The 19,549-nt window shown below is 68.3% G+C and carries 17 protein-coding genes and 2 tRNA genes; 10 read left to right on the top strand and 9 right to left on the bottom strand.

Features of this window, described 5'->3' with window-relative positions; all coding sequences use genetic code 11:
* Window positions 1–91: 91 nt before the first annotated feature.
* From AMK34_RS33885 to AMK34_RS33900, 4 genes are all read left to right on the top strand, one after another.
* Window positions 92–592, top strand: coding sequence for a lamin tail domain-containing protein (locus AMK34_RS33885; RefSeq protein ID WP_073848091.1), 501 nt, complete (start codon window positions 92–94; stop codon window positions 590–592).
* A 31-nt stretch (window positions 593–623) separates the two neighbouring features.
* Window positions 624–908 (top strand): helix-turn-helix domain-containing protein, encoded by a 285-nt coding sequence (locus AMK34_RS33890; protein ID WP_038509392.1) that lies wholly within the window; start codon window positions 624–626, stop codon window positions 906–908.
* A 135-nt stretch (window positions 909–1,043) separates the two neighbouring features.
* Entirely contained in the window at window positions 1,044–1,673 is a 630-nt protein-coding gene (locus AMK34_RS33895) for a lamin tail domain-containing protein (protein WP_038509390.1), read from the top strand.
* Window positions 1,674–1,879: 206 nt separating this feature from the next.
* Window positions 1,880–5,929 (top strand): S8 family peptidase, encoded by a 4,050-nt coding sequence (locus tag AMK34_RS33900; RefSeq protein WP_241832928.1) that lies wholly within the window; start codon window positions 1,880–1,882, stop codon window positions 5,927–5,929.
* Here the strand turns inward: AMK34_RS33900 and AMK34_RS33905 are convergent.
* Both AMK34_RS33905 and AMK34_RS33910 read right to left on the bottom strand, forming a co-directional pair.
* Window positions 5,892–6,926, bottom strand: a complete 1,035-nt coding sequence (locus AMK34_RS33905; RefSeq protein ID WP_073848093.1) for a helix-turn-helix domain-containing protein — start codon at window positions 6,924–6,926, stop codon at window positions 5,892–5,894. The two genes, AMK34_RS33900 and AMK34_RS33905, sit on opposite strands and share 38 nt — an antisense overlap.
* A gap of 98 nt (window positions 6,927–7,024) precedes the next feature.
* Window positions 7,025–7,375, bottom strand: a complete 351-nt coding sequence (locus AMK34_RS33910) for an ArsR/SmtB family transcription factor (RefSeq protein WP_038509385.1) — start codon at window positions 7,373–7,375, stop codon at window positions 7,025–7,027.
* Between the two features lie 46 nt (window positions 7,376–7,421).
* Here AMK34_RS33910 and AMK34_RS33915 point away from each other — a divergent pair, with 46 nt between their 5' ends.
* Entirely contained in the window at window positions 7,422–8,699 is a 1,278-nt protein-coding gene (locus tag AMK34_RS33915) for an MFS transporter (protein WP_083650084.1), read from the top strand.
* Here AMK34_RS33915 and AMK34_RS33920 read toward each other — a convergent pair.
* Both AMK34_RS33920 and AMK34_RS33925 read right to left on the bottom strand, forming a co-directional pair.
* The gene (locus AMK34_RS33920; RefSeq protein ID WP_143202699.1) at window positions 8,659–9,654 is read right to left on the bottom strand and encodes a hypothetical protein; all 996 of its coding nucleotides are present in this window, start codon (window positions 9,652–9,654) and stop codon (window positions 8,659–8,661) included. The two genes, AMK34_RS33915 and AMK34_RS33920, sit on opposite strands and share 41 nt — an antisense overlap.
* The gene (locus tag AMK34_RS33925; protein ID WP_338020570.1) at window positions 9,651–9,998 is read right to left on the bottom strand and encodes a PadR family transcriptional regulator; all 348 of its coding nucleotides are present in this window, start codon (window positions 9,996–9,998) and stop codon (window positions 9,651–9,653) included. Before AMK34_RS33925 ends, AMK34_RS33920 begins: the two co-directional genes overlap by 4 nt.
* A gap of 125 nt (window positions 9,999–10,123) precedes the next feature.
* Between AMK34_RS33925 and AMK34_RS33930 the strand changes: the two genes are divergently transcribed.
* The 4 genes from AMK34_RS33930 to AMK34_RS33945 all read left to right on the top strand — a co-directional run bounded on the left by AMK34_RS33930 (window position 10,124) and on the right by AMK34_RS33945 (window position 13,922).
* Window positions 10,124–11,470, top strand: coding sequence for an AAA family ATPase (locus AMK34_RS33930; RefSeq protein ID WP_073848096.1), 1,347 nt, complete (start codon window positions 10,124–10,126; stop codon window positions 11,468–11,470).
* Between the two features lie 133 nt (window positions 11,471–11,603).
* Window positions 11,604–12,581, top strand: coding sequence for a zinc-binding dehydrogenase (locus tag AMK34_RS33935; protein WP_198941815.1), 978 nt, complete (start codon window positions 11,604–11,606; stop codon window positions 12,579–12,581).
* 291 nt (window positions 12,582–12,872) lie between these two features.
* A complete protein-coding gene (locus AMK34_RS33940) occupies window positions 12,873–13,622 on the top strand; it encodes a hypothetical protein (RefSeq protein ID WP_143202700.1) in 750 nt (249 codons plus the stop codon).
* 6 nt (window positions 13,623–13,628) lie between these two features.
* Window positions 13,629–13,922, top strand: coding sequence for a hypothetical protein (locus tag AMK34_RS33945; protein WP_073848098.1), 294 nt, complete (start codon window positions 13,629–13,631; stop codon window positions 13,920–13,922).
* 239 nt (window positions 13,923–14,161) lie between these two features.
* Here the strand turns inward: AMK34_RS33945 and AMK34_RS33950 are convergent.
* The 3 genes from AMK34_RS33950 to AMK34_RS33960 form a co-directional block, all read right to left on the bottom strand.
* Window positions 14,162–14,234: transfer RNA gene (locus AMK34_RS33950), tRNA-Glu, on the bottom strand.
* A 130-nt stretch (window positions 14,235–14,364) separates the two neighbouring features.
* Window positions 14,365–14,436: transfer RNA gene (locus AMK34_RS33955), tRNA-Gln, on the bottom strand.
* Between the two features lie 51 nt (window positions 14,437–14,487).
* Window positions 14,488–15,222 (bottom strand): HAD family hydrolase, encoded by a 735-nt coding sequence (locus AMK34_RS33960; RefSeq protein WP_073848099.1) that lies wholly within the window; start codon window positions 15,220–15,222, stop codon window positions 14,488–14,490.
* 552 nt (window positions 15,223–15,774) lie between these two features.
* Here AMK34_RS33960 and AMK34_RS33965 point away from each other — a divergent pair.
* A complete protein-coding gene (locus AMK34_RS33965) occupies window positions 15,775–17,010 on the top strand; it encodes an FAD-dependent oxidoreductase (RefSeq protein ID WP_073848100.1) in 1,236 nt (411 codons plus the stop codon).
* A 65-nt stretch (window positions 17,011–17,075) separates the two neighbouring features.
* Here the strand turns inward: AMK34_RS33965 and AMK34_RS33970 are convergent, their stop codons facing one another.
* Both AMK34_RS33970 and cimA read right to left on the bottom strand, forming a co-directional pair.
* Entirely contained in the window at window positions 17,076–17,846 is a 771-nt protein-coding gene (locus AMK34_RS33970; RefSeq protein WP_037341952.1) for a fumarylacetoacetate hydrolase family protein, read from the bottom strand.
* 19 nt (window positions 17,847–17,865) lie between these two features.
* Entirely contained in the window at window positions 17,866–19,491 is a 1,626-nt protein-coding gene (cimA, locus tag AMK34_RS33975; protein WP_037341950.1) for a citramalate synthase, read from the bottom strand.
* Window positions 19,492–19,549: the final 58 nt, after the last annotated feature.

Genomic DNA, 19,549 nt, shown 5'->3' on the forward strand with positions numbered 1-19,549 from the left:
GCGAGCGACGTACCGGAAGTACCTGGACCGGACGAGGTTCGGTACCCGCCGTATCCTGTGGCACCGAGATCATTTTTCTAGCGTTGCTGTCATGACGAAGCCAGGTTCCCTGTTCCTGCTCCTCGCACTCGCCGGAACCCCGGCCCCGGACACCGTCCGGGCTTCGTCGGCCAAGATCCACGAGGTGCTCGGCGGCCCGGCAGGCTACATCGACCTGCACAACACCGGCGCCACCACTCTCGATATCGGCGGCTGGTCCGTTCAGGCGTGCACGGGCGGGGCGACGCCCGTCGAACTGGCCACCATGCCGGCCGGGAGCGAGATCCCCGCCGGTGACCATTTCCTCATCACCGCACAGGGTTTCGGCGGGACGATGCAGCAGGTGGTCGTCGAGGCGATCGTCGGGGACGGCGAGATACTGCTGGACCGGCGCGGGGCGAGGGTCGACAGCGTCGGATGGGCGCCGTCGTCGCCCTGCCGCGAGAACCAGGCCGCCGTCTCCTGCCCCGGGCTCGCCCAGTCGAGGGACGCCGTCAGCCGCGACACCGACAACAACAAGGCCGACTTCGGCTGTGTACGGCCGGCCGGCTGAGAGCACTCCACAGTACGAGAAAGGTGCGGTCGTGACCGCGAACAGCGAACGCGGGGCCGCGGCCCCGCTTTGCGAACTGCTCGCCGAACAACGAATCGCGAAAGGATGGTCACAAGGCGATCTGGTCGTGAAGTTGCACACCCGCTCCGGCAACGACAGTGTCACCAGGGAAGAGATTTCCCGCTGGGAGCGGGGAAAACGCATTCCCGGTCCCTATTGGCGGCAGTGGCTCAGCGATGTGCTGGACACCTCCAGCCGCGAGCTCGAACTCGCCGCCGCGGTCGCGAGAAGGCGGCGCCGGAACATTATCGCGTGACGCGAAAGTACCGGAAAACTGGCCCCTTCCCGGCGGCACCTCGATTCTCGGATGATTGTCGTGTCGGCACCGGCGGAAAGGATTCCGGTCCGACGGAACAAATCCCCCGGAAAACCAAGCTGAAAGGAATTTCCCGTGCGACGAATTCTGGGCGCTTCGGCGGTATTCGCAATGCTGGCGATGGGTATGGCCGGTGGTGTCGCGAACGCGGCCGGCGAGAGCGAGGGCACCGAGGCCGCCCCGCTCGTGTCGTCCACCGTGGTCATCAACGAGGTTTCGACCCGCGGCGTGAACGGTCTGCTCGACGAGTTCATCGAGCTGCGCAACGTTTCGAACCAGCCGCAGGACGTGAGCGGCTACGTGATCCGGATCTACTCGCCGTCGAACGTCGTGACCGACACGATCGTCCTGCCGGCGGGCACGATCCTGCAGCCGAAGGGCAACGCGGGCCAGTACGCGGTGCTGGTCGGGCAGAACTTCTCCGGCACCGTCGTCGACCAGACCTACGTCATCCCCTTCACCCTGACCGGCGCCGAGGGCATCCCGACGGCCGGTGGCCTTTCGCTGCAGAACATGGCGGCCGCGAAGATCGACGGTGTGGCCTTCAGCAACGCCGTCGTGGCCCCGCGTGAAGGCCAGGCCGCGATCCCGGAGAACGTCATCACCGATCAGCTCAACGCGGCGAACACCCGCAACATCCTGAGCACCGACACCGACAACAACCGGCAGGACTTCTCGCTGCAGCTGCGCACCCCGGGTCTGTAAGTCCCCCAGCACCGACCCGTCTCTCGACCGGGCCCGGGCCGCCGTCGGCGGTCCGGGCCCTTCCATGGCGGTATCTCGCCAACGGCGACATACCGCCAACGATAATTGTGTTCATCCGGGAACTCCTGCCTCATCCTCGGGAAACTCCATCTTCGCGGCGGCCGTGCCCACGGCCGCTTCTCACTATCCGAGGAGAGTGAGGCTCGATGTTCCCCCGTTCCCCTCACCTGACGAGACACCCCTGGCACCCGGTGGCGATCCTGGCGGCCTCCGCACTGGTCGCCCTCACCCCCTTACCGGTGATCGCGACCGCCGCGACCGCCGCCGTATCCGGCCCCGCTCCCGTCACCGGGCGGCCGGACGTCCATCGCGTCACGTTGCTCACCGGCGACGTGGTGACCTACGAACGAGACGGCGCCGGGCACGGCACCGCACAGGTCGAACCGGCGGTGCGGCCGGACCGGCCGAGCCCGGCGTTCCAGATCACGACCACGGCCGAAGGGCTGATGGTGTATCCGTCGGACGCGCTTCCGTTCGTCGGCAAGGGATTGCTGAGCCCGGACCTGTTCAACGTCACCACGCTCGTCGGCGACCGGCGTGACGACGCGGCGAGCACCACGATCCCCGTCATCGTGAGTTACGGCGACCGGTCGGGGCTGTCCGCCCGGACTCTGGACGCGAAGGCGAAGGCGCTCCCGCAGACCCAGCGGCTCACCCCGCTGGTCACGGCCAACGGAGTGGGGGTTCAGGTCAAGAAAGCGGGGACGGGCGAATTCTGGCGTTCCCTCGTCGCGTTCGATGCGAGTGGGAAACCCGTGTTGAACCAAGGGATTTCGCAAGTCCGGCTGGACAGGAAGGTCCGGGTGACGCTGGACAAGAGCACCGCGCGGGTCGGTGCGCCGTCGGCGTGGAGCGGTGGGTGGACCGGGAAGGGGATCACGGTCGCGGTGGTGGACACCGGGATCGACGAGAACCATCCCGACCTGGCCGGCAAGACGGTCGCCTCCGCGGACTTCAGCGGCGAGGGCGACGTCGTGGACCGCCACGGCCACGGCACGCACGTCGCGTCGATCGTCGCCGGTACCGGCGCGGCATCGGGCGGCCGGTACAAGGGTGTGGCACCGGACGCGAATCTGGTGGTGGCCAAGGTTTTCGACGCGTCCGGCGAGGGTGACACCGCACAGGTGATGGCCGGGATCGACTGGGCCGTCGCGCAGGGCGCGAAGATCGTGAACCTCAGCCTCGGCGCCGGCGTCAGCGACGGGGCCGACCCGATGAGCGAGCAGATCGACTCGCTTTCGGCGAAGTCCGAAACGCTGTTCGTGGTCGCGGCCGGGAACTCAGGACCGGGCGACCGGACCGTCACGACACCGGGGGCGGCGACGTCCGCGCTCACCGTCGGAGCGCTCGACCGGGAGGACAAGATCGCGTGGTTCAGCAGCCGCGGCCCGCGGTTGCGGGACGCCTCGGTCAAACCGGAGATCACCGCGCCCGGCGTCGGGATCGTCGCCGCCAGGGCCGCGGACACTGCGCTGGGCGAACCGGTGGACGACTCCTACACCGCCGCGTCGGGCACCTCCATGGCGACACCGCATGTCGCGGGCGCCGCGGCGATCCTGCTGCAGCAGCGACCGGGACTGACCGGGCAGGCACTGAAGAACACCCTCGTCACCACGGCCAAGGACGTCGGTCTTCACTGGTTCGAGCAGGGCGCCGGACTCCTCGACGTCGCGCGGGCCGTGTCGCAGAAGGCGACCGGCACCGCCGTCGCGAGCTTCGGCCGCAACGAACGGACGACCAACGCCTCGGCACAGGTCGTCCGGCAGCTGTCCTACACCAACACCGGGGACCAGCCGCTGAACCTCAACCTGAAGCTGACCGTGCGACCTTGGGACGGCGGCGCCGCGCCGGGTACCGGGATGCGCCTGGCGAAGACGGATCTGTCGATCCCGCCGAAGTCGAGTACCACCGTCGACCTCGCCGTGAACCCGAACGAAGGAACGGCGGGCGTCTACGGCGGCGCCGTGGTGGCCACGACCGCGGACGGGACCAACGCGGTGCGGACTCCCGTGAGCACCTACAACGCGGCCGAACTGTTCCCGGTGACGATCCGGGTCCGGGACTCGGCGGGCGGGCCCGCTCAGTCCGCGTCGGCCCAGCTGATCGACGACGCGGCCGGTGCGGGTAACCGCAACGACCCGTTCCTCGACCAGGTCAGCCAGCAGGTCGGCCTGGTCGACGGGGTCGGCCGGGTGCTCGTGCCAGCCGGACGCTATTCGGCGCTCGGCTGGGTGATGGAGCGCGGGCTGACGGTGCGCCGTTGGTCGGCGATGAGCGCGACGCAGGTCGCCGTCAGCGGCCCGGCGGAGATCGCGCTGAACGCCGCGAACGCCGTCCCGGCGGGGCTGATCACGCCCACTCCCACCGATCTGCGGGATCGCACGGTGATGCTGCGGCGCGTGATCCCCGGCGGAGCCGGTGTGAACGGTTACGTCGGCGAAGCCGGGCTGGCTTCGGGCGCGGGCTGGGAGGTGCGCGTGACCCCCGCGGCCGCCACCTCGGCGGGCGCGATTTCGTTGCAGGACAGCGCGACACTGTCCCAGACCGCGGTCGAGATGCGGATCGTCGGTGGCGGTTCGGCCGTGCTGAACCCGGCGTACGACGTGCCGACGCTGACGGCGAAGTCGCCCGGTGAACGAACGCTGCCGGTCGTGTTCGGCGGTGCGGGTGATCTCACCGGTCTCGACGTCCGCGGAAAGGCCGTCCTGGTAAGGATTCCGGTCCCGGCCGGGGCACCGGACCCGGTGAGCGCGGTCTCCGCGGGCATCGCGAACGCTTCACGCGCGGTGTCCGCCGCGGGTGGGGCGGCGTTGATCCCCTACGCCGGTTCGCCGGGTTCGCTGAGCGTTCCGGGCCTCAGCAGCACGGTGGTGCCGACCTTGTCCCTCGGCTGGGACGAAGGCGAAAAGCTGCGGACCGCCGGTGCCGTTTCGGTGCGCTTGCTGGTGCGCTCGGCTCCGGACGCGATGTACAACCTCAGCTATCTCGACGCCAACGGCGTGCCGAAGGAGCTCGTCCGGCGGGTCGACCAGAAGACCTTGGTCGCCACGAAAACCGGCTACCAGGCCGAAAAACCGGGACTGACCGGACAGAAGAACTGGTACGCCTTTCCGACGGGCCTGTGGAAGACACAGGCAGTGCAGGGCACGAAGATCCCGGTTCCCGGCTCCTGGACCGAATACACCGGCCCGGCGAACGATCGGCTGGTCTGGAAACGGGTCGTCACCCTGTCCGGCAACGACACCGCGGGGCGCCGCGCCGCGCTGAGCATGAACGCGCAGAACGTCTACCGCGCGGGCGAGCGGTCGAGACCGGACGAGTTCTGGTTCCGCGCGCCACTGCACAGCGGCACGGTGGAACTGCCCGCCGATCATCCGGCCCGGTACCCGGCGACGGCTTCCGGCTGGGCGGTGCTGTGCTCGATGTGCCGTGGTGGCACGGATCCCGACCTGTTCCTCCCCGGCCTGCAGTGGATGGACGGCACGACCGGGGCGGGTTCGGGCGGGCATTACTCGAATCCCTACGAGAACGCGCGGTACTTCGCGGCGACCACGGCACGGCTGTACCGGGACGGGACCGAGATCCCGCGGTCCAATGCGGACGATCCGCTCGCGCTCATCCCGGAGTTCCGGCTCGCGCCGACCCCCGCCACCTACCGGCTGGACGTGACCGACGTGCTGCCCGGCCAGGCGCAGGTCGGCATCCCGAGCGGGGCGCTGTTCCAGCACGCCCCGAGGACGGACACGTCGTGGACGTTCGCCTCGGCGCGGTCAGACGCCGCGGCACCGCTCGGCTTCTCCTGCCACAACGCGGGCAAGTCGTGTTCCTTCCAGCCACTCATCCAGCTGGACCACCGGTTGCCGCTGGATCTCGGCGGCCGCGCCCCGGCCGGACGCCCGTTCACCTTCGACGTGTCCGCCGGCTCGCACAGCGGCGCGCGGGGCGGCGGACCGGTGACGCGGCTGCAGGTGTCGGCGTCGACGGACGGCGGGCGCACGTGGACGGCGGCGACCGTCCGGCCGGGTGCGAACGGGCTGTGGTCGGTGACGGTGGCCCACCCGCCACTCGCGGCGACCGACGGGTTCGTCTGGCTGCGCTCGGAAGCACGGGACAGCTCGGGCAACACTGTGACGCAGACGGTCCAGCGGGCCTACGCGCTCACGGACGTGGCGAAGGCGAACCCGCGCGCTCGCTGACGTCGTCCTCGATCGGGGGCTGGGTCGCCGGCAAGGTGACCCAACCCCGCGTGGCGACCTGAAGCCCGGCCTGGAACCGGGTGGTCGCGCCGAGCGCGGTCATGAGGTCGCGGAGCCGTCGCTGGAAGGTCCGGTAGCTCATGCCGAGTTGTTTGGCGATGCTCCGGTCCGGCAGGCCCGTGGTCAGCAAGGCGAGCAGGCGGGCGTCGTCGGAAGGGGCGACGTCCGCCAGTTCGGCAGAACCGGGCAGGCGCAGCGGAAGCCCGCTCTGCCAAAGGAAAGCGAAGACCGCGCCGAGCGCGTCGAGCAGTGCGCACGGGTGGATCACCAAGGCCGCGCCGACCTCGGGGCGATCGGACCGCAGTGGTACCAGTCCGACGCGCTGGTCGACCACGATCATCTTGAGCGGGGCGCTGGTGACCACGCGGGCCTCCTCGCCGAGCGCGAGACCTGCTTCCAGGTCGGATGACAGGTCGTGCATTTCCAGGGCACTGCGCTCGTAAACCCCGCGAAAGCGCACTCCCCGGCCGAGGAGATCACGTTCGGCGGGATGCAGCACGCTCGGCGTTCGCGCGTAAGGCGGTTTGTCGACGAAGGCGACCTCCCGCTCGGCCGAGCGCAGCAGCTGATCCGCCCGCTCGGCGATCAGCGCGTCGCCGTGGATCACTTCGATGAGATCGACCGCGCGTTCGCCGGACGTCGCCCGGTACCGCTCGCGCAACCGGTCGGCGACCAGCCGCGCGCTCGCGAGTTCCTGTTCCTTCAGCCGGAGCATCGCCTCCAGCGCGATCTCCGGCCGCACCGCCGAATACGCCTCCGCCCGGCCGGGAAGCCTGACGAGCAAACCTTTTTCCGTCAGCGCGCCCAGTACGCGGAGCAGCCGTTGTTGCGGAATCCCGGTTCGCCGCCGGATTTCGGCGACGGTCAGTGAACCGGTGCCGGCGAAGGCATCGTAGACCTCGACGTCGGTTTCACTCAGACCGATGATGTCCAGCAAATCGTCTCCCGCCGCAGCCGCGGTCGCCTTCGTCCGACCATACCGCTGGAATCCGGCGGGCAAAAGGGACCGCGTCGCGTCCGGACCGTCCACTGTGGTCAGTCGTGGTCGGGGATCCCGTGAAGGTGGTGATCGGCCGCGTTCATGACCTCGGCCAGCAAACGCCGGACGTGCCCGCCGCGGGCCCGGTAAAGGATCCGGCGGCCGTCCCTGCGCTGGGTGACCAATCCGGCCAGCTTGAGCTTGGCCAGATGCTGGGACACCGCCGGACGCGCGATGCCCACCGCGGCCGCCAGTGACGCGACGTCGTACTCCTCGCCGCTGATCAGCCACAGCATCCGCATCCGGGTGGGATCCGCGAGCATCCGCAACGCCGTGGACGCGGCTTCGATCTGGTCGTCCGGCGGCAGCCGGGACCATTGGCCGCCTGATTCGTCATGTGCGTACATGAGCACCTATCATGGAAGGGACGCCGCGCGAGAGGAGCCGTGAAGCATGTCGCTGTTCGGTCATCGTGACTATCGGCATCTGTTCGGGGCGCAGCTGGTCGCGCTGTTCGGCACTGGATTGACGACCGTAGCGCTCGGGCTGCTGGCCTACGACTTGGCGGGGTCTGACGCGGGCGCCGTCCTGGGCACCGCGCTGGCCATCAAGATGATCACCTACGTCACGGTGGCGCCGCTCGCCGTCGCGTACGCCGACCGGGTGCCGCGCCGTTTCTTCCTCGTCACGCTGGACGCGATCCGCGCGCTGGTGGTGCTGGCCCTGCCCTTCGTCGACCAGATCTGGCAGATCTACGTCCTGATCGTGATCCTCCAGTCCGCGTCGGCCTCGTTCACCCCGGCGTTCCAGGCCGTGCTCCCCGATCTCCTTCCCGACGAACGCGACTACACGAAGGCACTGTCGCTGTCCCAGCTGGCTTCGACGATGGAGAGCCTCCTCAGTCCGCTCCTGGCCGCCGCCGTGCTCAGTCTCGTGTCCTTCCACTGGCTGTTCACCGGCACTTCGCTCGGTTTCGCGGCCTCCGCCGCACTGGTGCTGAGCACCCGGATCCCAGACGCGGCGCGCGGCGACCGCGGCGGGGCCTGGGATCGCACCATGGCCGGGATCAAGATGTACGTCGCGACCCCGCGCCTGCGGGGCACCCTCGGCCTCGACCTGGTGGTCGCGGCGGCCGGCTCCGTGGTCATGGTCAATACCGTGAACTACGTCCGAGACTCCCTCGGCGGCACGCAGTCCGATGTCGCCCTGCTCCTGGCGGCCAACGGCGCCGGCACCATCCTGGCCGCGCTCCTGCTCCCCCGCGTACTCGACGGAATCCCCGACCGCACCGTCATGCTCACCGGCGGCGGAACCCTGCTCGCCGGACTGACCGGCGCCATCGCACTGTCCACAGTGGAGCACGGGGCCGCGGCGCCGGTCGTATGGGCCGTCATCGGGCTCGGCACCGGGCTCGTCCTCACTCCCGTCGGCCGGGTACTGCGCAGATCCAGCCGTCCCGCCGACCGGCCCGCGATCTTCGCCGCCCGGTTCTCCCTTTCCCACGCCTGCTGGCTACTCGCCTACCCGATCGCCGGACGGCTCGCCACCGGCGCCGGGTTCACCGTCACCTGGCTCGTCCTCGGCGCACTCGGCGTCATCGGCCTCGTCACGGCCGTCCGCGCGTGGCCACGAAACGACGACGAGGACCGACCGCGGCCGAAATCCCGGCCAGGTCAACCCTTCGAGGACATCACCGGGCAGCCACCGGCGGCAGCGCGCGCACGGCCTTGACGGCGAGCATCGCGAGCGGCACCGATATCACCAGAACCGCCACGGTCTGCCCGGCGGCGATCGCGATCATGATGTCCAGTTCCGCGGTGCGGGCCGCGAGCCGGAGGTAGTCCAGCAGCGTCACGACCCGCTGCACGAGGGCGACCAGCGCGAGCGAAGCGAGCGTCGTCGACCATGACACCGCGGCACTCCGCCAGCCCAGGCGAGGCACGCTCAGGTAGACGACCGCGGCGACGAAAACCGCCACACAGACCACGCCCGGCCAGTCCACGAGCGCCGGAACGCTGACATAGGTGACCGACATCGCGACCGTCAGGAGGCCGACGCCGGCAAGCAGCGCGACGAGCCACGGCCGCGCTTTCACCGGTGGGGCCTGCCGATGGAACGCGACCAGCGCCACCACCGGCAGCGCCTCCAGCAGGAGTCCGACGGTCCCGGACAGCCCGTACGCACCCTCGACGGCCACGAGATCCACGCCGAAGAAGACCGAGGCTTGAGCCAGCGCCGTCACCGCGAGCCACCGCGCCACGCGCCACCGGCCGGTCACCAGGCACAGATAAGCCGCCACCCAGACCAAGCCGAGCAGGGCCTGCACGTCGGCCGCGATCGGATTCGTCACCGAGGGAGACCACAGCCACGCCCCGATACCGGCCAGCGCGGCCACCGCCTGCACGAGCAACCCCACCAGCGCCAGCCGCCGGACCGTCTCGCCCCAGACGAGGTAACGGGGCGGCGCGCCGTCACCGCCCAGCCGCAGCCGCACGGCCAGTGCCACGACACTCGCCACTTCCGGCCAGCTCGGCCTGCCGTAGTCGGCGGCGAACTCCGCTTCCTCGTCGTCTTCCGGCAGCTCGCTGAGCATGAAGGTGGCGACCATGTCCTCCTCCCACGCCTGCCGATAGGACGCGGGGAGCAGCCGCAGCACCCGCCGGTACCGCTCCTCCAGGCGGTTCACGCCAGGCCCCCGGTGTCCGCCGGCCGCCACACGCGCAGCCGTTCCGAGGCGGCGCGGGCGTTCGAGGCCTGCCGTTGGACCTCGGCCGCGAGCGCCGTGCGGCCGTCCTCGGTCAGCCGGTAGTACCGGCGGAGCCGCCCGTTGGCGACCTCCTCCCGATCCGGCTCGACCAGACCATCCGCGACCAGCCGATCCAGCACGCCGTACAGCGTGCCGACCTTCAGCTTCACCCGGCCGTCCGAGAGACCGCTCACCTCGCCGACGATCCCGTACCCATGCCGCGGCGTGTCCACCAGCGCGGTGAGCACGAAGAACGCCTGCTCCGTCATCGTTCGACCAGCCATGGGCACAATATATCGCTAGCCGATATATTGTGCCACCTGCGAGAATCCGCCGTACTTGAAAAGAAAGTTCGTCATGCCTAAACTTTGGCTTAGGCGCCCCGACAACACCGCGGACAGGTGACCCGATGAACTGGAGTCAGCTCCTCGTTCCCGTGACCAGCGGTGTGTCCGTCGCCCTCATCGTGGCGACCGTCAGGTTCCTGTGGCGGCGCACCCGTCTGCCGACCGGCCTCTCCCAGCGGATGACCCGGCGGAACTACCTGGCGGAGATGCTCGTCATCTCCAAGAACGACAACGTCGACCGGCTCGACGCACTGGTCCCGAATCTGCTGCCGGCACAAGGCTCCCCCGTGCTCGTCGAGATCCAGGAATCATGGGCGCAGATCAACGGCCGGCGCGGCGTCCGGGTGATCACCCGGACCGAGCCCGCCTCCCTGACCGCCGGAGCCGAGTTGCTCGCAGCGGGGATCGAGGTTCGCGTGTCCCGCGCACTGACCGCGGATCACCTGTCGTACCACCTGTTCTCCGGTTCGGAACACCACACGGTGCTCAACCGCCGCAACGGCGGGAAGGACCGGCCCGAACGACTGGACGAGATCTCCGCAGCCAAGGTGTTCCGCAGCCACTTCGACGAGACGTGGAGCGAGTCCGAACCCATCGAATCGTTCCTGGCCGGGCAACTCCTGGCCGGGCCCGACTCCGGCCTCGCGGACCGGATCCGGGAGCAGCGCGCGGCGTACCAACTGCCCGCCAAGGCGGAGGACGCGATCCTGCGGCATCTGGCGTTCCGCCACCGCGCGCCGGTCGTCTTCGTCACCGGCCTGCCGGGTGCCGGCAAGTCACTGGTCCGGCGGGCTCTCGCCGAAGAGCTTCGGCGGTGGCGGATGCAGGTCGACGAGCTGAACGACTACGTCTACGCGTTCGAGGAATTCCTCCACGCCTTGATGCTCCTCGGCGACGGTCGCGGTGCCGGCTTCAGCGCCCAGCAGGGCGGCGCGTTCCAGGTGGAACGCGAGGACGATCTCCGGCCCGCCCTGCACACGCTCGGCCACCGCGTCTGGGAAAACCGCCGGAGCAACCCGATCACGATCGTCGAGTTCGCCAGGGCCGACACGATCGGAGCGCTCCAGGTGTTCGGCGACGAGGTACTGGCGGCGTCGCAGATCATCCACGTCCGCGCCTCCGACACCAAGCGCTCCGCCCGGCTGGCCAGACGGGGCGAACCACCGAAGATCTCGGTGGCGGGTCAGTCGATCAGTCTCGAAGTGTCCGACGAGCATCGGCTGCCCAGCAACGCCGCGGACACCCTGTACAGCAGGGACGACTTCGCGCTGCTGAAGGCACAGAAGAACATCGCCAACCGCCTTTTCCTCGTCGAGAACGACGCCGAGGAAAAGGCGCACGTCGACGAACAGGTCACGGCGTTCGTCGAAGCGGTCGTGCGCCCCTACCGAGTACTCGCGCGCACCTAGACCGCAGAAGGTCGTTTCATGATCCCACCCAGCCCGGTGCCGCTCTACCATCGGCTGACACCGCGGGCGCGCTCCGGCGAGGTGACCGGCCGGAACGAGACTCCGCGTCGCGATCGGGAGAGGGGAACGAGTCATGACCATGCGGGCGGCATACCTGGCAGAGCCCGGAGTGGTCGCGGTCGGGCGGTTCCCGATACCGCGCCCCGAGGAAGGGCAAGTGCTCGTCGAAATGCGGCACGCCTCGATCTGCGGCTCGGACGTGCACATCGTGTTCGACGGCTTCCACGATCAAGAGCGGTTGGGCAGCCCCGGCTATCCAGGGCACGAGGGCATCGGAGTGGTGGCGGAAAGCCGCAGCCGAGCCTTCGCCGCCGGCGATCCTGTGCTCACCGTGCCGCCTGTGGAACACACCGGTTGCTTCGCCGAATACCAGGTCGTCGACGAGGGGAGCCTGGTACCGGTTCCGCGCGAGGGCGACCTGTCCCGCCTGCTGCTCGCACAACAACTCGGGACCACGGTGTTCGGGATGGCGAAATTCGTCGACGGACCCCCACCCCGGACCGCGGCCGTGATCGGTGCGGGCTCCGCGGGATTGTTCTTCTTGCAGTTGCTGCGCCGCATGGGATGTGAGTCCGTGCTCGTGTCGGACCTCGATCCAGGCAGGCTCGTCGTCGCGGACCGGCTGGGCGCACAAGTGGTCGACGCACGACGAGCGGCTCTCGCGGACACGGCACGCGAGATGACCGGCGGTATCGGCGTGGACCTCGTCGTCGAAGCCGCCGGGCCCGACGCCTGCAGGGTCGAGGCGGTCGAAGCCGTCCGGGAGCGCGGCACGATCGGGTTCTTCGGCTTCCCCGAACGCAAGGGCACGGCCCCGTTCCCGGTGGAGCGGGCATTCCGCAAGTCGGTACGGATGGAATGGGTCAACGGGACGCAGAAGGAACCGGGCCTGGTGTCGTTCCGGCGAGCCGTGGATCTGATCCGAAGCGGCGAGATAGTGGTCGACCATTGCCTCGAGCACGCCTTCGACCTCGGAGACATCGCCGAGGCGTTCGCCTCTGCCCGCCGCCATGGTGATGGCCACCCGAAGGTCGGAATCATTCTGCGCTGATCGGTACGCACTCACTTCGAGGACCGCGCAGCCACCTTGTCGGATCGCGCGACTCTTGAGTCTGTCGATCACCACGGAGCCGCCTGTGTCCAGCCGAGTTGGGGGACGATTCCGTCGTTGATCACCGGGCGATCGACTACTTCATCGATATTGCGGCCGAGGGGCGGGCTACGGCGTTCCACCTTGGTCGGGGCGGATGTGTCGAGGTCCGAGAAGGTTGCATACGAGCCCTACTCCTGACAAACGCACCCATTTGCCGCCGTGCGGGTGGGAGCGACGCACCCTCATGCCGTGAGCGAGCGATCAGCGCGACGACGATGCCCGAGGCCCACATGCCGCGATAATCACGGCATGTGGGGGAAACGTATGTGCGTAGCGGTCTTGCTCACGCTGACATTGGCGGCGTGTGGCGGTCCATCGTGGGAGGACTACAAGGCCGCGGCGACGGGCGCCGACGCCGCGGCTGACCGTGATCGGCACGATCGCTGGGCCGCGGATCGATTCGCCGAACTGGAGAAAGCCACCTCCTGGGCGGAATGGGGCCCGGCGACGACCCGCACCATCTGCGAGGCCGACCGTGCTTCGTCCTTCGGACAGTCTGATCCAGGCACCGTGACCTGTACTTCGACCTGGGTGCGGCAAGCAGGCTTCGACGGCGAACTGCCTGACCGGATCCGAGCTTTCGACGAGATCGTCAAGACACACGAGTGGTCTGAAAGTGCAGGCTCGATCACACAACCCATCGACTACTACCGCCAGTTCCGGGGTCGCCCGGAAGGACCGAACCGGGTCTACGACGCGAGCGACCTCCCCGGCGTCGGCTACACCCGGCAGGTGGCCGACACCACCCGCATGGGACTCGGCGAGTCCTGGACCGAAGCGGGACAGCCGGTACGGGAGCACCCCGAGCCGTCGTCAGACCTTTTCACCCACACCAGCGGACCGAACCAGCATGCCTTGATCACCGAGCAGCTGACCCGACACCACTACGTGATGACCTTGACCATGAGCACCAGGCAGACCTATCCGACGTGTCGGTGAAGCTCCATGTGTTCGGCGGCCGGGAAGTACACGTCACGCTTCCAGCCCGTCGACGCCGTCCAGAACGCCGCCCAGTCGTCGTTGTACCGGTGGTTGAAGGCCGCCAGACGACACCAGCCACCTTCGACCACCCGCTGGACTTCCGGAAGCCGGCTGAACGACGGCGGCGTGGTGGTCGAACACGGTTTCGCCGGGGCCGGGGCCGGCCTCATGCTCTCCGTCGCCGCGATCGCCACCATCCCCGCCGCCTTCGACGCACGCGTCCCGGTCACTCCGGTACTCAAAGCGGAGACCGCTTAGCAGCGCCACGCGAATCGGACCCGACCACACCGACGGTCGAGGGCGGACGGTTTCTTCGAGGCCTGACCGTACGTCCATTCCGGAAGCCGATTCGGCCACTGTGGACACCATAGCCGCGCGAGCGCGTCTCCAACGACAAGCTTCCGCGATCGCGGAAGCTTGAGAAAGGATCACCGACGTCAGCCGGCTCCCGAAATAGCGAAAAGCGCCGATCGAAATGATCGACGCTTTTCGCGATGTACCCCCGATGGGATTCGAACCCACGCTACCGGCGTGAGAGGCCGGCGTCCTAGGCCGCTAGACGACGGGGGCTAGGATCTTCTCCTTCAGGAGGAGATTTTCAGTTGTTCACCTGCTGTGTTGCTGTGGAGAAACTTACCAGACCGGGTTTCCCGCCTTCGCAGGGGGGTCACTCTGTGTTTCACTCCGGAGAGTTCTCCAGCTGGGGTACCAGGACTCGAACCTAGACTAACTGGACCAGAACCAGTCGTGCTGCCAATTACACCATACCCCAGTGAGGTACCGTTCCGGTCTTGACCGGCTCGGTGCCGCACGAGAAAGAATACTAGAGCACGCTGTTCCGCACCGTGAAAGCGGGGGTCTCAGTAGCGCGCTGAGCGGGCACGCCGAGCTTCGCGAACTCGGAAACGAGCAGCTCAGGCAGCTCGTCGAGGCCCGAGATGGTGTGCACGCCCGCCGGGGCGCGCTCGGCGATGCCGTCCCGGTCGAGCCAGACGGCCCCCAGGCCGGCGTCGCGCGCGCCGATGGCGTCGGTGTCGAGTTTGTCGCCGACGTGGACGGCCTGCGCCGGGTCGCAGCCGAGGCCGAGGCAGACCGAGTGGAACATCGCCGGGTCGGGTTTGGCTACTCCGAGTTCACCGGCGATGGCCACGTGATCGAAGAACCGGGCGAGGCCGAGGTCGGCGATCTTCTTGCGCTGATGCGCGCCCGAGGCGTTCGTGACCGCGGCGACGAGAACACCGGCGGCCCGCAGCCATTCAAGACATGGGAGGACATCTTCGAACAATTGCCACGAACGGGTGAGAATTTCACGACGGCGTCTTTCGAAGCCTCTGACCTGCTGTTCGTCGGCCAAAATGCCGATCTCGGCGAGGAAACATTCCGTACGCTTGTAATGCATGGTCGCGTAATCGATTTCGCCCGCGACCACCAGCGCGACATGCTCTTCGGTGATGAGATCCCACAGCGGCCAAAGGTCGTTCTGGCCGGTGAGGGCGCTCAGGCTGAGGCGGATCGCCGCCGTGCAGTCGATCAACGTGTCATCGATGTCGAGGCACACCAATCGTAACTCCGGCGGCTCCCACGGGGCTCCGTCCGGAGCGTCCGGCGTGGTTCGTGACGAGGTCCGGGGCACGAGAGCGAAATCCACCAAGTGAGGCTAGGGCACTCAGCGCGATCGCGACTCTGCCGATGAGGTGATTAAGGCTGCTCTGTTCCGGCGCGGGCACTCTACTCCCAGTTGGTGAGATGACGTGTTTTAGTTACCGGACAACGGCTAACGCGGGCGGCCGGGTGAAATGTCGATACGCGACACCCCATCCGATTCTCGGCGCGCACGCCCTGTGATGACAACGAAATCCTTGTCCCGCTTGGGTCGCGAGACCGTCCACAAGGGCATTTCCGCGATCGCCGTCCTTCCGGGACGGTCGCGCATCTCTCAAGTCCTTTTTGGACACTCGTCTCGACGTCCGCCGGTTCACGCGGTCCGGTGAGACCTGGGCCATACCCCGAACAGCGTATCCGCCCGGATGGCGCTTGACGCGCCCGTCGGAGGGGTGCATCCTGAGCTTATTCAACAAGTGATGAATAAGGGTTCGAAGGGGTGGGACGGATGAACGAACGTACGAACTGCGTGGTCGTCGGCGGTGGCCCCGCGGGTATGGTCGCCGGATTGCTGCTGGCCAGGGCCGGGGTCGAGGTCACCGTGCTGGAGAAGCACCAGGACTTCCTGCGGGACTTCCGCGGCGACACCGTGCACCCGTCGACGTTGACGTTGCTGGACGAGCTGGGCCTCAGCGAGAAATTCCTCAGCCTGCCGCACAGCGAGATCGCCTACGCCGGCTTCCCCGCCGAGGACGGCACGATGATGCGCCTCGCCGACCTGACCAGGCTGAAGGTGGCGCACCCGTACATCGCCATGGTCCCGCAGTGGGACTTCCTGGACCTGCTCGCCGACGCCGGGGCGAAGGAACCCACGTTCACGCTGCGGCAGAGCACCGAGATGACCGGGCTGATCTTCGAACACGGCCGGGTGAGCGGGGTCCGCTACCGCGACGCCGACGGGAAGGCCGGCGAACTGCGCGCCGACCTGGTGATCGCCGCCGACGGACGCTGGTCGCTGGCCCGCCGCGAGGCCGGGCTCATGACGAAGGACTACCCCATCCCGTTCGACGCGTGGTGGTTCCGGATCTCACGGCGGGACGGGGAACGCGAAGGCATGCTGACCCCGAAGATGCGGGATCGCCGCTTCGCCGTGCCGCTGCCCCGCAAGGGCTACTTCCAGATCGCCTACCTCAGCCCCAAGGGCCAGGACCTGCGCGACAAGGGCATCGAGGCGTTCCGGGAGAACGTGGCCGCGATCCTGCCCGAGCTGGCCGACCGCGTGGACGAGCTGAAGACGACGGACGACGTCAAATTCCTCGACGTCAAGATGAACCTGCTGCGGAAGTGGCATCTCGACGGGCTGCTGTGCATCGGTGACGCGGCGCACGCGATGTCGCCGGTCGGCGGGGTCGGCATCAACCTCGCGGTGCAGGACGCGGTCGCGGCCGCCACCCTGCTCGCCGAACCGCTGCGCCGCGGCAGGCCGTCGGTGGCGGATCTGGCGAAGGTCCGCAAGCGCCGTCTCGCGCCCACGATGCTGGTGCAGGGGCTGCAGCGGATGCTGCACAAGAACGTGATGGGGCCGGTGATGGCGGGCAAGCGCAACGGCCCGCCCGCGCCGATGGTGAAGCTGTTCAGCCGGTTCCCCGCGCTGTCCTACATCCCCGCGCGGCTGCTGGGCCTGGGGCTGCGGCCCGAGCATGCCCCGGCCTTCGCGCGGCGGGCGATGGAACCGGCCGGTTAGCCTCCGGATGCCAGGAAAGGTCCTTTCCTCGCAAATTTTGCAAGGAAAGGACCTTTCCTGGCGCGCTAGATGTCTTGAACCGGGTTCGTCAGGGTGCCGATGCCCTCGATGGTGATCGACACGGACTGGCCGTCCTCGATCGGGCCGACGCCCTCGGGCGTACCGGTCAGGATGACGTCACCGGGCAGCAGGGTCATCACCCCGGACACGAACTCGACCAGCTCGGGGATCTTGTGCACCAGGTCCGACGTCCGGCCGTCCTGCTTCAGGACACCGTCCACCTCGGACTTGAGCGCGAGATCGGCCGCGTCGAGCGAGGTCTCGATCCACGGGCCCAGCGGGCAGAAGGTGTCGAAACCCTTCGCCCTGCCCCACTGGCCGTCGGACTTCTGCAGGTCACGCGCGCTGACGTCGTTCGCCACGGTGTAGCCGAGGATAGCGCTCGCCGCGCGGGCGGCGGGCACGTTCTTGACCGGCTGGCCGATGACGATCGCCAGTTCGCCCTCGAAGTCGACACGGCCGACACCGCGCGGACGGCGGATCGGCACGTTCGGCCCGATCACCGTGGTCGACGGCTTGATGAACAGCATCGGGTCCTGCGGGACCTCGTTGCCGAACTCGGCCGCGTGCTTGGCGTAGTTCCGGCCGACCGCGATCACCTTCGACGGCAGGATCGGCGCGAGCAGCCGGACGTCGGCGAGCGGCCAGCGTTTGCCGGTGAAGTTGGGGTTGCCGAAGGGGTGCTCGGCGATTTCCAGTACCTGGGCGTCGTCGCCGTCCCCTTCGATCGAAGCGAACGCGACACCACCGGGATGAGCAATTCGGGCTAGACGCACTCCCCCACTGTACGACTCCTCACGCCGGGCCCTCGCTGAGGGACTTGTGCACGAGCGCGTCGCACAACGCCAGCCAGCTCGCCTCGACGATGTTGCCGTGCACGCCGACGGTGGTCCACTCGCGCTCGCCGTCGCTGGTCTCGACGAGCACGCGGGTGACGGCGTCGGTGCCCGGATGGCCGGGCAGGATCCGCACCTTGTAGTCGGCCAGCTCGACACTGTCCAACCAGGACAGATGCGGGCTGAGCGCCTCGCGCAGGGCGGCGTCGAGCGCGTGCACGGGCCCGTTGCCCTCGGCGGTCGCGATCACGCGCTGCCCGGCGACGTGCACCTTCACCGTCGCCTCGGAGACGACCTCGCCGTCGGACCGGTGGTCGAGGACGACCCGGTACGACTCGAGTTCGAACGGCGGTTCGTCGAGGACGTCGCTCTGCGGGCCGTCGACCTCCCGCCGCAGCAGCAGTTCCAGTGAAGCGTCCGCGGCTTCGAAGGACCAGCCTTCGGATTCGAGGCGTTTCACCTTCTTCACGGCGCTCGTCAGCGCCTCGGGCTGGCCGGCAAGGTCGACCCCGAGCTCACGTCCCTTGAGCTCCAGGCTGGCCCTGCCGGCCATCTCGGTGACCAGTACCCGCATGTCATTGCCGACAGAAGCTGGATCGATGTGGTTGTACAGCAACGGATCCACCTTGATCGCGCTCGCGTGCAGTCCCGCCTTGTGGGCGAAGGCCGACGCCCCTACGTAAGCCTGGTGGGTGTAGGGGGCGATGTTCGCGATTTCGGCAAGGGCATGGGAGACCCGGGTGAGCTCGGCGGCGCCTCCGGTCGGGAGCACCTCCATACCGAGCTTGGTCACCAAATTCCCTGTCACGGCGAAAAGATCGGCGTTACCCGCCCGTTCGCCGTAACCATTGGCGGTGCACTGGACGTGCGTCACGCCGGCCTGCACGGCGGCGACGGAATTCGCCACCGCGCAGGAAGTGTCGTCCTGACAATGGATTCCGAGCCGGAATCCGGTCCTTTCCTTGACCTCGCGGACGGTTTCCGCGAGTCCGAGCGGCAGTTGCCCGCCGTTGGTGTCGCACAGCACGGCGACGTCGGCGCCCGCGTTCACTCCCGCGTCGAGCACCTTCAGCGCGGTGTCCGGGGAGAACGCGTAGCCGTCGAAAAAGTGTTCCGCGTCAAGGAAGACGCGACGTCCTTCACCGACGAGGAACGCGACGGTGTCGCGCACCATCTCGCACGCTTCGTCGACGTCGACCCGCAGCGCGCGTTCGATGTGGCGCAGATCGGATTTGGCCACGAGCGTGACCACCGGCGCCTGCGAGTCGAGCAGGGCCCGCACCTGCTGGTCCTGCTCGGCCTTGGTGCCCGCCTTCCGCGTCGCGCCGAACGCGACGAGCGCGGCGTGGCGGAGTTTCAGCTCGCCCGAAGCCGCACGGGCGAAGAATTCCGTGTCCTTGGGCAGCGCGCCCGGCCATCCGCCTTCGATGAACCCGACCCCGAGATCGTCGAGCAGCCTCGCCACCGCCAGTTTGTCCGTGACGGAGTAGGAGATCCCCTCGCGCTGCGCACCGTCGCGCAACGTCGTGTCGTACAGGTGGAAGGCGTCGCCGAGCGGTGTATCGGCGGGCTCCTTGCGGGTCACGGGAATCTCCTCGCGGTGGTGGCAAAGCGTGTTCAGGCAACAAAAAAACCTCCCGCAT

Source organism: Amycolatopsis sp. CB00013 (assembly GCF_001905755.1).
Taxonomy (GTDB): Bacteria; Actinomycetota; Actinomycetes; order Mycobacteriales; family Pseudonocardiaceae; genus Amycolatopsis; species Amycolatopsis japonica.

Bases quoted from the DNA above. Each gene is read 5' to 3' on its own strand.
- AMK34_RS33885 (WP_073848091.1), top strand. From the start codon at position 92: ATGACGAAGCCAGGTTCCCTGTTCCTGCTCCTCGCACTCGCCGGAACC.
- AMK34_RS33915 (WP_083650084.1), top strand. From the start codon at position 7,422: ATGTCGCTGTTCGGTCATCGTGACTATCGGCATCTGTTCGGGGCGCAG.
- AMK34_RS33900 (WP_241832928.1), top strand. From the start codon at position 1,880: ATGTTCCCCCGTTCCCCTCACCTGACGAGACACCCCTGGCACCCGGTG.
- AMK34_RS33935 (WP_198941815.1), top strand. From the start codon at position 11,604: ATGACCATGCGGGCGGCATACCTGGCAGAGCCCGGAGTGGTCGCGGTC.
- AMK34_RS33910 (WP_038509385.1), bottom strand. From the start codon at position 7,375: ATGTACGCACATGACGAATCAGGCGGCCAATGGTCCCGGCTGCCGCCG.
- AMK34_RS33930 (WP_073848096.1), top strand. From the start codon at position 10,124: ATGAACTGGAGTCAGCTCCTCGTTCCCGTGACCAGCGGTGTGTCCGTC.
- AMK34_RS33965 (WP_073848100.1), top strand. From the start codon at position 15,775: ATGAACGAACGTACGAACTGCGTGGTCGTCGGCGGTGGCCCCGCGGGT.
- AMK34_RS33945 (WP_073848098.1), top strand. From the start codon at position 13,629: ATGTGTTCGGCGGCCGGGAAGTACACGTCACGCTTCCAGCCCGTCGAC.
- AMK34_RS33925 (WP_338020570.1), bottom strand. From the start codon at position 9,998: ATGGCTGGTCGAACGATGACGGAGCAGGCGTTCTTCGTGCTCACCGCG.